The following is a 13,017-nucleotide window of genomic DNA, read 5'->3' as shown; positions in this document are numbered from 1 at the left end:
CACGTGTTCGCGGTACTCGGCTTCGTCACCACCCTTGCCGTGATCACCGGGTTGATCCATCTCTACCTGTGGAAGCGGTTGGTGAAGGACACCACCACCGCCGGACGCTGGCGGCGGGCCGGCACGGTCACCGCCGTGGTGCTGGCCCTGCTGGTGCCGGCCACGATGGTCGGCACCCGAGCCGGAATGTACTGGCTCGCCTGGCCGGGCTACCTCTGGCTCGCGCTGATGTTCTACCTGCTGGTGCTGCTCGTCGTGCTGGAAGTCCCGATGGTGGTGACGCGGCTGGTACTGCGCCGCCGGTCGGCCCTGGTCGCTCCGGAGCCGGTCCTGGTCGGCCCGGCCGCCGCGCCCGTACCCGGCCCGTCTACCGACCGGCCGAGCGCCGACGACGAGCCGGCCGCGCCGGGTGCACCGGCCCAGCCGACCGCCGACGGACCGGCGGACCGACCGGCCGCCGGCGCGGTCGGCCCCGACCACGATCCCGGCCGCCGCCTGCTGCTCGCCCGGGGTGCCGCGATCTTCGCCGGGCTCACCGCCACCGGCCTGGTCGGCTACGGCGTACGCACCGCGCTGGGTCCGCCCCGGCTGGACCGGGTGCAGATCCCGCTGGCCAAGCTGCCCCGCGGCATGGACGGCCTACGCATCGCCACCGTCTCGGACATCCACATCGGTCCGCTGACCGGCCGGGCGCACACCGAGCGGATCGTGGCCGCGATCAACCGGCTGGACGCCGACATCGTCGCCGTGGTCGGCGACCTGGTCGACGGCACGGTGGCCGAGCTGGGCGACGACGCCGCACCGCTGCGTGACCTGCGAGCACGCCACGGCAGCTACTTCGTGACCGGCAACCACGAGTACTACTCCGGGGTGGAGGAGTGGGTCGCCGAGGTCGACCGGCTCGGGCTGCGGGTGCTCCAGAACCAACGACTGGAGATCGCCTCCCGTGGTGGGGCGATCGACCTGGCCGGCGTCAACGACGTCTCCGCCGTCGGCAACGGTGTCTCGGCGCCGCCGGACTACGACGCGGCGCTTGGTGACCGGGACCCGTCCCGGCCGGTGGTGCTGCTCGCCCACCAGCCGGTGGCCGCCCTGGAGGCGGCCCGGTACGGGGTCGACCTGCAACTGTCCGGCCACACGCACGGCGGTCAGATCGTTCCCTTCAACCTGCTGGTGAAGCTCGAACAGCCGGTCGTCTCCGGGCTCGGTGAGGTGGACGGGACGAAGGTCTACGTGACCAACGGCGCCGGCTTCTGGGGGCCTCCGGTACGGGTCGGCGCGGAGCCTCAGGTCACCCTCGTCGAGCTTCGTTCGGAATAGCGCAGCTCACCTCCGTGCGTGGCGGCGCGCGGCAGCGCGGCCGGTCGTGACAGGATGCGGCGTGCCCCCGTTCAGCGCCGTACCCCCCGGTGGCCTTTCGCCCTTCGTCGCGGACCTGCACATCCACTCGAAGTACTCGCGGGCCTGTAGCCGCGACCTGACCCTGCCGAACCTGGGCTGGTGGGCGCGGCGCAAGGGCATCGCGGTCCTCGGCACCGGTGACTTCACCCATCCCGCCTGGTACGACCACCTGCGGGAGACCCTGCATCCCGCCGAGCCGGGCCTGTACCGGCTGTCGCCGGAGGCGGAGCGGGACATCGCCCGTCGGCTGCCGCCCCGGCTGGCCAGCGAGGCGGAGAGCGATCCGGTCCGGTTCATGCTCAGCGTGGAGATCTCCACGATCTACAAGCGGGACGACCGGACCCGCAAGGTCCATCACCTGGTCTACCTGCCGGACCTGGACGCGGTGGGTCGGTTCAACGCCGCGCTCGGCCGGATCGGCAACCTCGGCTCGGACGGCCGGCCCATCCTCGGTCTCGACTCGCGCGATCTGCTGGAGATCACGCTGGAGGCGAGCGGGGACGGGTACCTGGTACCGGCGCACATCTGGACGCCGTGGTTCTCCGCGCTGGGCTCGAAGTCCGGCTTCGACGCGATCGCCGACTGCTACGCCGACCTGGCCGAACACATCTTCGCCGTGGAGACCGGGCTCTCCTCGGACCCGGCGATGAACTGGCGGGTGGGCAGCCTGGACCGCTACCGGCTGGTCTCCAACTCCGACGCGCACTCACCACCCGCCCTCGCCCGGGAGGCCACCGTCTTCGCCTCGGCCCGGGACTACTTCGCCATCCGGGAGGCGCTGCGTACCGGTGACGGGCTGGCCGGGACGATCGAGTTCTTCCCGGAGGAGGGCAAGTACCACGCCGACGGCCACCGGCTGTGCGGGGTGAACTGGGCACCGGAACGCACCCGGGAGGCCGGCGGACGCTGCCCGGAGTGCGGCAAGCCGTTGACGGTGGGCGTGTTGAGCCGGGTCGAGGAGCTGGCCGACCGGCCCGAGGGGTACCGGCCGCAGCAGGCTCCCGAGGTGACCCATCTGATCCAGCTCGCCGAGATCCTCGGCGAGATCCACAAGGTTGGTCCGCGCTCCAAGCGGGTCGAAGGAAAGCTCACCGAGCTGGTCGCCGGGCTCGGCACGGAGTTGGAGATCCTGACGCGCGTTCCGCTGGACGAGATCGGTCGGATCGGCGGCGAGCTGCTCGCCGAGGGCATCGGCCGGCTCCGTCGCGGTGAGGTCCGCCGGGTGCCGGGCTACGACGGCGAGTACGGCGTGATCACCCTGTTCGACCCGACCGAGCTGGCCGACGCCACCGGGGTGTCCGCCGGGCAGGAGACGCTGTTCGACGTACCGGTGGTGCCCGCGCCGCGACGTGCCCCGGAGTCCACGGCGAAGACGGGGGCGGCGACGAAGCCGGCGACCGGTGCGCAGCGCCCGCCGGCGAAGCCCGAGCCCAAGCGCAGGCCGGCCGTCCCGGCACCGCCGATCGCGCCGGCGCCCTCTCCGCACGAGCCGTTCGAACCGATGCTCGCCGGCATGGAGGAGGTCGGCACCGGCCTGCTCGACCGGCTCGACGCGATGCAGCGGGTGGCCGCCTCGGCCCCCGGAGGTCCGCTGTTGATCGTCGCCGGTCCCGGTACCGGCAAGACCCGCACGTTGACCCACCGCATCGCGTACCTGTGCGCCGAGTTGAACGTCTTTCCCGAGCAGTGCCTGGCCATCACGTTCACCCGGCGGGCCGCCGAGGAACTGCGGCACCGCCTGGACGGCCTGCTGGGCCCGGTCGCCGAGGACGTCACCGTCGGCACCTTCCACTCGCTCGGGCTGACCATCCTGCGGGAGAACACCCAGGCCGCCGGGCTGGTCGAGGGCTTCCGGATCGCCGACGACGCGGAGCGGGCCGCCGTGCGGGCGGAGGCCGGCGACGATCCGGCCCGTTACACCGCGCTGCTGCGCAAACAGGGTCTGGTGGACCTGGACGAATTGCTCACCCTGCCGGTGGCGCTGCTGCAGCAGGACCGGCGGCTGGTCGACCGGTACCGCGAGCGCTGGCGGTGGATCTTCGTCGACGAGTACCAGGACGTCGACGCGGTGCAGTACGAGCTGCTGCGCCTGCTCTGTCCACCCGACGGGAACCTGTGCGCGATCGGCGACCCGGACCAGGCGATCTACTCGTTCCGTGGTGCCGACGTCGGGTACTTCCTGCGCTTCTCGCAGGACTTCACCGATGCCCGGCTGGTCCGGCTCAACCGCAACTACCGCTCTTCCGCGCCGATCCTGGCCGCCGCGGTGCAGGCCATCGCGCCGTCATCGCTGGTGCGGGGCCGCCGGTTGGATCCGGCCCGGCTCGACCCGGAGGCTCCGCTGGTCGGCCGGTACGCCGCCAGCTCCGTCGCCGACGAGGCCGACTTCGTGGTACGCACCATCGACGAGCTGGTCGGTGGCCTGTCCCACCGCTCCCTCGACTCGGGCCGGATCGACGGCCGGTCGACCACGCTGTCCTTCTCGGACATCGCCGTGCTGTACCGCACCGACTCGCAGGCGGCCCCGATCGTGGACGCGCTGGCCCGGGCCAACATCCCGGTGCAGAAGCGCTCGCACGACCGGCTTCGCGACCGTCCCGGGGTGGCCGCCATCGCTCGCGAGCTGCGGCACGCCCCCGGCGTCGAGGGTGCCCTGCCCGCCCGGGTACGCCTCGCCGGCCAGGTGCTCGCGGACCGGTTCGCCATCCCGACCCTGGACGGGTCCGGCGGGGTACGCCCGGAGGACGTCCGGACCGCCGTCGACCTGCTGACACCGCTGGCCCGCCGGTGCGGCGACGACCTGGAGATGTTCCTGTCACAGCTCGCCACCGGCGCCGAGGTGGACGCGATCGACCCGCGTGCGGAGGCGGTCACCCTGCTGACCCTGCACGCCGCGAAGGGTCTGGAGTTTCCGGTGGTCTTCCTGGTCGGTGTCGAGGACGGGCTGCTGCCTCTGCGTTGGCCCGGCGCCACGCCCGATGAGGCAGCGGTGGCCGAGGAGCGGCGGCTCTTCTTCGTCGGGTTGACCCGGGCCCAGGACCGGCTCTACGTCAGCCACGCCGCCCGTCGGTTCCGGCACGGCTCGGAGCGGGACTGCCGCCCGTCACCGTTCATCGACGCGGTGGACCCGGGCCTGTTCGAACGCCTCGGCGACAGCGAGGGCCCCCGGCGGCCCAAGGACCGCCAGTTGCGCCTCATCTGACGCCGGTGCGGTGGCCAGGACAGCGCACCCGGGCCGGTCGGGTTGCCGACCGGCTCGGCGGCTGTGCCACCGGGGATCGGCCGCACGCACTACGGTGACGGTGGCGGTGCCGGTTGGTCGACCGACCACCGGCTCCACCCGAGGCTCAGGAGGGCGTGCATGGCGAACTACGGACCACCGGGGCCGGGCCCGCAGCCGTGGCACGAGCCGCAACCCGGCGAGTGGTACGGCCACGGCCGGCCGCCCGACGCACCGTCGCCCCACGACCCGGACCAGACCCGCGAGTTCGGCCGCCCGTACGGTGACCAGTCCCACGGCCGCGCCCCCGGACAGACCTACGGCTCGAGCCCGAACTACGCATCGAGCCAGGACTACGGGTCCAGCCAGGACTACGGGTCCAGCCAGGACTACGGGTCGAGCCCGCACCACGGCGGCGGTCAGGACCACGGATACGGCGCGGGTTACCAGCCCGGCGAGTCCTACGACCCGGCAGGTCACGGCGGCGGTCGGTACGGCAGCACCGGCCCGGGACACCTCCCACAGGCTCCGGATACCTGGGCGCGGTCCGCCCACCAGCACGACGCGGAGACCGGGTACGCCGGCGCCCCCGCGCCACCGCCACCGCGCCGGCGCGGACGGATGCTCGTCGTGCTGGCAGCCGTGCTGGTGCTGATGCTGGGCGGCGCGACGGCGTTCTACCTGCTCGGACGGGACGGCGAGGCACCGACCCCGGTGGCCGCGCCGACCGGGGAGGTGGCACCCGCCCCGGACGCGCAGGACGAGGAGACTCCGCCCGACGACCCGGCCGCCGCCTCCTCCGCCGACCCCCGCTTCGTGCAGGCGGGGCAGTGTGTCCGCAACGACTCAGGGGCCGGCGGCAAGCCCAGGCTGCTGTTGAGTGAGTGTGCGCCGAGGTCGTACGAGGTGCTGCGGCGCATCGACGGCAAGACCAGCGGAGAGCGGGACGCCGAGGAGAAGTGCGCGGCGGTCGACGGCTACACCAACTGGTACTTCTACGACAGCGAGTTGGACTCGCTCGACTTCGTGCTCTGCCTCAAGCAGCGCGGCTGACGACCTATCACCGAAACTAGTGCTGTCTAGCGTGGAGGCTAGACAGCACTAGTTTTTGGTCGAGGGCAACACGCCGGTACCGCCGTCTATCCATGTCTAGTCTCCCCTCTAGACGGCCCGATACTCTGCGATGCGTGGATCCGGTCCGCAACCCCTACGCGCCGGGCGCCGGCCAGCGTCCGCCCGAACTCGCCGGGCGGGGGCGGGAACTGGACGTCTTCGACATCGTTCTGGAACGCATCGCCCGGGGCCGACCGGAACGCAGCCTGATGCTCACCGGGCTGCGCGGCGTCGGCAAGACCGTCCTGCTGAACACGTTGCGCTCGCAGGCGATCAACCGGCTCTGGGGCAGCGGGAAGATCGAGGCACGACCGGATCAGTCGTTGCGCCGACCAATCGCCGCCGCCCTGCACATGGCCGTTCGGGAGCTGGCGCCGAGGCACCGGGCCCCGGAGCGGATCGACGCCTTCCTCGGGGTGCTCAAGGCCTTCGCCCAACGTGGCGCGCCGACCGGTCGGGGTGGGGCCGCTCCGAAGCTGCGCGACCGGTGGCAGCCCGGCATCGACGTACCGGCGGCCAGCGGGCGGGCCGACTCCGGCGACATCGAGATCGACCTGGTGGAGCTGCTCACCGATGCCGCCTCCGTCGCCAGCGACGTGGGCACCGGCGTGGCCATCTTCATCGACGAGATGCAGGACCTCGGAGCGGAGGACGTCTCCGCGCTCTGCGCCGCCTGCCACGAGCTTTCGCAGCTCGGCGCACCCCTGATCGTGGTCGGGGCCGGGCTGCCGCACCTGCCGGCGGTGCTGAGCGCGGCGAAGTCGTACTCCGAGCGGTTGTTCCGCTACCAGCGCATCGACCGCCTCGACCGGATCGCCGCCGACCACGCACTCTGCGCGCCGGCCGAGCGGGAGGACGTCGCGTACGAGGCGAAGGCCCTCGACCTGCTCTACGAGAAGTCCGGCGGTTATCCGTACTTCGTGCAGGCGTACGGGAAGGCGACCTGGGACCACGCCCCCCGGTCACCGATCACCCCGGCCGACGTACGCGTCGCGGCACCGGAGGCCGAGGCGGAGCTGGCCGTGGGCTTCTTCGGCTCCCGCTTCGAGCGGGCCACCCCCGCCGAGCGGGAGTACATGCGCGCGATGGCGACGCTGTCACTCGTCGAAGGGGAGCACGACGGCGGCGGCCGGGACGACATGGACGCGGCGGTGCCGACCTCGGAGATCGCCCGTGCCCTCGGCCGCAAACCTGCCAGCCTCTCGCCGGCTCGGGATGCGTTGATCAAGAAGGGGCTGATCTACTCCGGGGAACGCGGCACGGTCGCCTTCACCGTCCCGCACTTCGGCCGCTACCTGCGCACCCAGCCCGCCTGAGCTGGATCTCCACGGAGACCGGCCAGAGTTGGCACGGCCGCGGCGCGCACATGGCACCGCGACCGGCGGTCGATGTCCCTCCTCGGCCGGGCGGCCAAGGGCTTCCGCGAGTGCGTCAGGCGGTCGGGCGGATGGCCTTCGCCAGCTCGACGAAGCTCCCCGAACTCGCTGGACGTCAACGTGCCACCGGCCCCACGTTCAACCTAGATCTTGGAAGGTTCGCGTTCGTCGCTAACGGGAACTGTCCAAGTTTCCGCATCTAGCTCTCATATTTCGGGACCGACCTGCGGTGGCGGCTGGGGCAAGGGCCCCCGGGGGGTCAGACCTTGGACCAGGGTGGTGGGAAGAGCACCTCGCCGCGCGGGGGTGGCGGCTCGCCGCTGGTGGCCGGCGGCAGCACCAGTGCCTGCCACGGCTCACCAAGGCCGGACCAGGGACTGGTCAGGCCCAACTGGTCGGCCCGGCTGAAGCCGAAACGCCGGTAGTAGGCCGGGTCGCCGAGGACCACCACCAGCCGCTCACCGAGTTCGGTAGCCGCCTCCAAGGCGGCCTGCACCACCGAGGTGCCGAGCCCGATCCGCTGCCGGTGCGGCGCCACCGCCACCGGTCCCAGTGCCAGCGCCGGTGTGCTGGCCGTGCCCGAGCTGACCAACACCCGGGTGAGCAGGGCACAACCGACGATCTCCCCGCCGTACTCGGCGACCATCGCCAGCTCCGGGAGCCACGCGTCGCTGCCCCGCAGCTCGTCGACGAGGCGTACCTCCGGTGGGACGGCGACGTCGGGTCGGGCGAACGCTGCGGCCAGCACCCGGCGGATCGCGCCGGTGTCGGCCGGGTCCTCGGGTCGCAGCCGCAGGGTCGTCACGCGGCGTAGGGTACCCCGGAAGACCCGTCCATCCGCGACGGTCCTCGATCCCGGGCGCGGCGGCACCGACACACTCGACCGATCGACATACCCCGTTGCGGGGCGTAGTAACGCCCCGGACAGGGTATGACTGTTCCATGACGCCCGTACGATCCCTCGCCCGCGCCATGCTGAGCGGCATCTTCGTGGTCAGCGGCGCCCGCAACTTCGCCAACCCCGGCCGCCTGACGCCCACCGCGAAACCGATAACCGATCGGGTGACGCCGCTGCTGGAGCGGGCGCATCCGCGGATTCCCACGGATACTGAAACCCTGATCCGAGCCAACTCGGCCGTGCAGCTCGGCGCCGGGCTGATGCTGGCCACCGGGCGGTTCACCCGGCCGGCGGCCCTGGTGCTGGCCGGGACGCTGATCCCGGTCACCCTCGCCGGGCACCCCTTCTGGCTCAACGACGACCCGGCGGCGAAGAGCAACAACCAGATCCACTTCCTGAAGAACCTCGGTCTCTTCGGTGGGTTGCTGCTCGCCGCCGCGGACACGGAGGGTAAGCCCGGGCTACGCTGGCGGGCCGGTCACCGCATCGGCCACTCGCGACGGTCGGTACGCCGCGCCGTCCGGACCGCCCGCCGGGAGGCCCGGATCGCGCTCCGGTCCGCCGCCACCGCTCGGCGGTTGCCCGGTTGAGCGGTAGGAGATCCCCTCACCCCCGCTGACCTGCGATCCAACCACCCCCACTCAGGCTAAGGCCGCGAATCACCTGAACCGCCCGGTAGGCGTTAACGCGGTGGAAATGTCAAAAGAATGTGTGGGATCGGACACGGTCGCATAACGCGGGAGGCACTGACGTGAGGCGCCGTTCTAGGCTCCGTACTGGACCTGGACGGGTAGGACGACCTTGGTACGGGGGTGGCCACGCCATGCCGACGATCGTCGGTAGAGGGCTGGACCGCCTCGCCACAGTCCGTCGCGTAACGCGTGGGATCGATCGTAGGACAGTCGTACGGGCGGGCATCGTCGCCGCCGTCGCCTACGCCGCATGGCTTGCCATCGGCGCTTTCGGGCGTCCGTACAACTTCTTCGACATGAAGATCTACCACGGCGCGGTGGTCTGGTGGGCGAGCGGTCACGAGCTGTACGAGTTCGTCGCGCCCGACACAACCCTGGGTTTCACCTACCCACCCTTCGCCGGGCTGGCCATGCTGCCGATGGCGCACCTGCCGGTCACCCTGGCCGGTCTGGTCAACGCCGCGGTCAGCATCGCCGCGCTGGCCGTGGTGCTGGCCGCGCTGCTGCGCCCGATCGTCGACCGGCTGGGCTGGCCACTGTGGTACACGGTGGCCATCGCCACGCCGCTGGCCGCCGCCATCGAACCCACCCGGGAGACGCTCGGCTACGGGCAGGTCAACCTGCTGCTGTTCGCCCTGATCCTGGCCGACCTGGTCGCCCTGCGCTGGCGGTCACGCCGCGGCACCCACCAGGCCGAGAACGACGGACCGCTGCTGCGGTTCGTCTACGGCGGCGCCTGGGCCGGCGTGGGCATCGGCCTGGCCACCGCCGTCAAGCTGACCCCGGCCCTGTTCATCTTCTACCTGATGATCACTCGACAGTGGCGGGTGGCCGCGACGGCCATCGGCACCGCCGTCGGAGTGACCATCGGCAGCTTCGGCATCGTCGGCGCCGAGTCCCGCGACTACTTCGGCAGCGTGCTGTGGCAGACCGAGCGGGTGGGCGCCGCCGACATGACGCCGAACCAGTCGCTGGCCGGCCTGCTGGCCCGGCTCTACGACTCGATCGAGACCCCCGGCCTGCTCTGGCTCGCCTTCTCCGTGCTGGTGCTGGCGCTCGGGCTGTCCCGGGCGTCCAACGCCCACTCCGACGGCGACGAGTTGACCGCCTTCACGCTTGTCGGCCTGACCGCCAACGTGATCAGCCCGATCTCCTGGACGCACCACCTCGTCTGGGTGATCCCGGCGATCATCGTCCTGGCCGACACCGCGATCCGTCGGCACGATGCCAGCCGGGGGCCGGTCCGATCCGCGTCGACGCCGTACGGTGGGCCGCCGGGAGTCACCACCCTCCGACCACCGATCTGGTATCCGACGCTCACCGGGTTCCGCCACGGCATCGCCGCCATCGGGCTCTACCTGCTCTTCCTGATCTCCCCCATCTGGCCGTACGAGCACCAACTACCGGAGGTCTCGCACTACCAGGACGGCCTGTTCGGCGCGTTGATGGAGAACTCCCTGGCGCTGGCGCTGATCCTGCTGGTCGCCGCACTGCCCTGGCGGCCCGGGGCGGAACCGGCCTTCCACACCGACCGGGCGGCGCGCGCCTCGATGCTGTACGGACGGCGTTAGGCCCACCGCTCAGGGGCAGTTCACCCACTCCTCGGTGCCGTCGGTGAAGACCTGCCGCTTCCAGATCGGCAGCCGGGCCTTCGCCTCGTCCACCAGCCGGGCGCAGGCGGCGAACGCGGCGGCGCGGTGGGCGGTGCTGACCGCCGCCGCCAGGGCCACGTCGCCGATGGCCAGTGGGCCGATGCGGTGCGACACCGCCACGGCGTACACGTCGGGGTCGGCAGCGATCTCGTCGGCGACCTCCTGGAGCACCTTCGCGGCGTTCGGATGGCCCTCGTACTCCAGGCTGACCACCGACCGCCCGTGGTCGTGATCGCGCACCACCCCGGCGAACGACACCACCGCGCCGGCCCGAGGGTCGGCGACCGCCGCCTCGTGGGCGGCGAGATCCAGTGGCTGGTCGGTGACGGCGCTGATGACGGTCACCATGCCCGCTCCCCGGGTAGCAGCGGCAACGGCACGATCGGAACCCGATCACCCACCGAGCCGGTGGTGCCGGGGCTGACAACGGCGAACCCGTCCGCGTTGGCGAGCCCACGCAGCATGGCCGAACCGACATGCCGGACCGGGTGCGCCGTCCCGGCGGCCCGGTCGAGTCGCACCAGCGCCAGGTGGGTGTGGTCGCCCCGACCGGCGACGGGCTCGGCGAGGACGGCGTGCGGAAGCGTCGGCAACGCCCGACCGGCGAGCCCGGCCAGCAGCGGAGCAACAAGCGACACCAACGCGATGACGGCGGACTGCGGATTGCCGGGCAGTCCGGCCACGAACCGGACCTGCCCGTCGGCACCGACCAACCGGGACAGCAGCATCGGAAACCCAGGACGCACCGCGACCGTGTTGACCACGTATTCCGCGCCCAACGTCGCCAGCGCCGGGTGCAGGTGGTCGACCGGGCCGTGCATGGTGCCGCCGGTGGTGCAGACCAGATCGGCGTCGGCCAGGGCGGCGCGCAGCGCGGCCACGTGAGCGTCAAGCGTGTCGGCGACGGGCCCGACCACGCCGTCCGGGGCCACCTGACAGCCGTACCGGCGCAGCCAGCCCGGCACCGCCGGGCCCAGCGCGTCACGGACCCGCCCGTCGCCCGGCGGACCGGCCGTGAGCAGCTCGTCGCCGAAGACCAGCAACGCGGCCCGGGGCTGCCGGCGTACCCGCAGCGTGTCGAGGCCACACGAGGCGGCCAGCCCGATCACCGCCGGGTCGACGGGGGTGCCGGCCGGCAGCAGTTCCTCACCGGCGGTCGCCTCCTCGCCGGGCTGCCGCCACTCCGGCGTGGCACGCGGCACGCCGTCGACAAGCCCCGCCGGGGTACGTCTCGACTCCTCCACCCGGAGCACCGCCGTGGCACCCGACGGCACCATCGCCCCGGTGGCGATCTCGACCGTCGTCCCGTCCTCGGTCAACGGGGCAGCCGTACTGCCGGCGAGGACCCGCCCGACGACCCGCCACGGGCCGGCACCGCGTACCGCCCAGCCGTCCACACTCGACGTCGGGAACGCCGGCAGGTGGGTCCGGGGGGTGAGTGGTTCGGCGAGAGTGTGTCCGTCGGCCTCGGCGAGTGGCAGCTCGACGGCGGGCAGCGCGACGGCCAGGCCGGCCGCGTGCACCCGGGAGCGGGCCTGCGCCCAGTCGGCCGGCGGTGGCGCGGAGACCTCATCGGTGGAGGCGGTTTCCGTTCTCACCGGCCGAGCCTAACCGGCCGCCGGGTGGTCGCCACCGCGCAACTGATCGACCGTGTGGGCCAGAATCGGCCCCAGCACGGCGAGGCCGTCCCGTGCCCCGCCGGTCGAGCCGGGCAGGTTCACCACAAGCGTCCGGCCGGCCACTCCGGCCACCCCTCGGGAGAGCACGGCGGTGGGCACCTTGTCGCGGCTGTAGGCGCGGACCGCCTCGGCGATGCCGGGAATCTCGTAGTCGAGCAGGGCCCGGGTCACGTCGGGGGTGCGATCGGTGGGGGTGACCCCGGTGCCACCGCTGGTCAACACCACCTCGACGCCGTCCGCCACGGCCGCCCAGACCGCCTGGCCGACCGGCTCGCCGTCCGGCACGACCACCGGTTCGTCGACCGTGCAGCCCAACTCCCGCAGGCCAGCGACGAGGAGCGGGCCGCTGGTGTCGGTGTAGACACCGGCGGCGGCCCGGTTGGAGGCCACCACCACCCGGGCGCGGATCACTGCCGATCCTCCGGGCGTTCCCACAGGCCGGTCTTGCCGCCTTCCTTGCGCAGCACCCGGACCGCGTCGACGCTTGCTGCCGGATCAACGGCCTTGACCATGTCGACCAGAGCCAACCCGGCGACCGCGACCGCGGTCAGCGCCTCCATCTCCACGCCGGTGCGGTCGGCGGTACGGGCGGTGGCGGTGATCTCGACCGTGTCGGCGGTCAGCGTCAGGTCGACGGTGACGCCGTGCAGGGCGATCGGGTGGCACAGCGGAATCAGGTCGGGGGTGCGCTTGGCGCCCATGATGCCGGCGAGCCGCCCCACCGCCAGGGCATCGCCCTTCGGCAGACCGTCTCCACGCAGCAGGTCGATCACCTCACGGGTGGTCCGCAGCCGGCCGGCGGCCGTCGCCGCCCGACCGGTGACCTGTTTGGCGGAGACATCGACCATGCGTGCCGCTCCGGCGGTGTCGACGTGGGTGAGCTGGGCGGGTTCGGTCACGGTCGCGAGCCTATCCGTGCCGTGCGACAGTCGGTACGGCGCTCGGAAGGAGCGGCGCTCCCGCGCCGCTCCTTCCGAGACCGACCT

10 protein-coding genes and 1 pseudogene are annotated in these 13,017 nt (G+C 72.3%); 6 read left to right on the top strand and 5 right to left on the bottom strand.

Annotation, left to right across the window (positions count from 1 at the left end):
- Positions 1–3 precede the first annotated feature (3 nt).
- From O7605_RS20100 to O7605_RS20085, 4 genes and pseudogenes are all read left to right on the top strand, one after another.
- Complete coding sequence (locus O7605_RS20100; protein WP_269740593.1) at positions 4–1,320, top strand: metallophosphoesterase; 1,317 nt, start codon at positions 4–6, stop codon at positions 1,318–1,320.
- 61 nt (positions 1,321–1,381) lie between these two features.
- The gene (locus O7605_RS20095; protein ID WP_269740592.1) at positions 1,382–4,603 is read left to right on the top strand and encodes a UvrD-helicase domain-containing protein; all 3,222 of its coding nucleotides are present in this window, start codon (positions 1,382–1,384) and stop codon (positions 4,601–4,603) included.
- 804 nt (positions 4,604–5,407) lie between these two features.
- A pseudogene (locus O7605_RS32165) lies at positions 5,408–5,674 on the top strand (LppU/SCO3897 family protein); the annotation flags it as partial.
- 134 nt (positions 5,675–5,808) lie between these two features.
- Complete coding sequence (locus O7605_RS20085) at positions 5,809–7,050, top strand: ATP-binding protein (protein WP_269740591.1); 1,242 nt, start codon at positions 5,809–5,811, stop codon at positions 7,048–7,050.
- Positions 7,051–7,369: 319 nt separating this feature from the next.
- Here O7605_RS20085 and O7605_RS20080 read toward each other — a convergent pair whose 3' ends face one another.
- Positions 7,370–7,915 carry a GNAT family N-acetyltransferase gene (locus O7605_RS20080; RefSeq protein ID WP_269740590.1) on the bottom strand — a complete coding sequence of 182 codons (546 nt, stop codon included), beginning with the start codon at positions 7,913–7,915 and terminating at the stop codon, positions 7,370–7,372.
- Between the two features lie 137 nt (positions 7,916–8,052).
- Here O7605_RS20080 and O7605_RS20075 point away from each other — a divergent pair, with 137 nt between their 5' ends.
- Positions 8,053–8,598 carry a DoxX family protein gene (locus O7605_RS20075; protein ID WP_164448805.1) on the top strand — a complete coding sequence of 182 codons (546 nt, stop codon included), beginning with the start codon at positions 8,053–8,055 and terminating at the stop codon, positions 8,596–8,598.
- A gap of 233 nt (positions 8,599–8,831) precedes the next feature.
- Positions 8,832–10,271 (top strand): glycosyltransferase 87 family protein, encoded by a 1,440-nt coding sequence (locus tag O7605_RS20070; protein WP_269740589.1) that lies wholly within the window; start codon positions 8,832–8,834, stop codon positions 10,269–10,271.
- A gap of 9 nt (positions 10,272–10,280) precedes the next feature.
- Here O7605_RS20070 and O7605_RS20065 read toward each other — a convergent pair whose 3' ends face one another.
- Genes O7605_RS20065 through moaC form a run of 4 tightly spaced genes read right to left on the bottom strand, consistent with a single transcriptional unit; the run spans position 10,281 to position 12,930 of the window.
- Positions 10,281–10,700: a molybdenum cofactor biosynthesis protein MoaE gene (locus tag O7605_RS20065; protein WP_269740588.1), complete on the bottom strand. Its 420-nt coding sequence runs from the start codon at positions 10,698–10,700 to the stop codon at positions 10,281–10,283.
- Entirely contained in the window at positions 10,694–11,950 is a 1,257-nt protein-coding gene (locus tag O7605_RS20060; RefSeq protein WP_269740587.1) for a molybdopterin molybdotransferase MoeA, read from the bottom strand. The genes O7605_RS20065 and O7605_RS20060 overlap by 7 nt, the downstream gene beginning before the upstream one ends.
- A gap of 9 nt (positions 11,951–11,959) precedes the next feature.
- Positions 11,960–12,442 (bottom strand): MogA/MoaB family molybdenum cofactor biosynthesis protein, encoded by a 483-nt coding sequence (locus O7605_RS20055; protein WP_269740586.1) that lies wholly within the window; start codon positions 12,440–12,442, stop codon positions 11,960–11,962.
- Complete coding sequence (moaC, locus tag O7605_RS20050; protein ID WP_269740585.1) at positions 12,439–12,930, bottom strand: cyclic pyranopterin monophosphate synthase MoaC; 492 nt, start codon at positions 12,928–12,930, stop codon at positions 12,439–12,441. Before moaC ends, O7605_RS20055 begins: the two co-directional genes overlap by 4 nt.
- Positions 12,931–13,017 lie beyond the last annotated feature (87 nt).

This window comes from Verrucosispora sp. WMMA2121 (genome assembly GCF_027460185.1).
GTDB lineage: Bacteria > Actinomycetota > Actinomycetes > Mycobacteriales > Micromonosporaceae > Micromonospora > Micromonospora palythoicola.
Note: the sequence above shows the minus strand (reverse complement) of the source record. Positions and strands in the feature narration are given on the sequence as shown.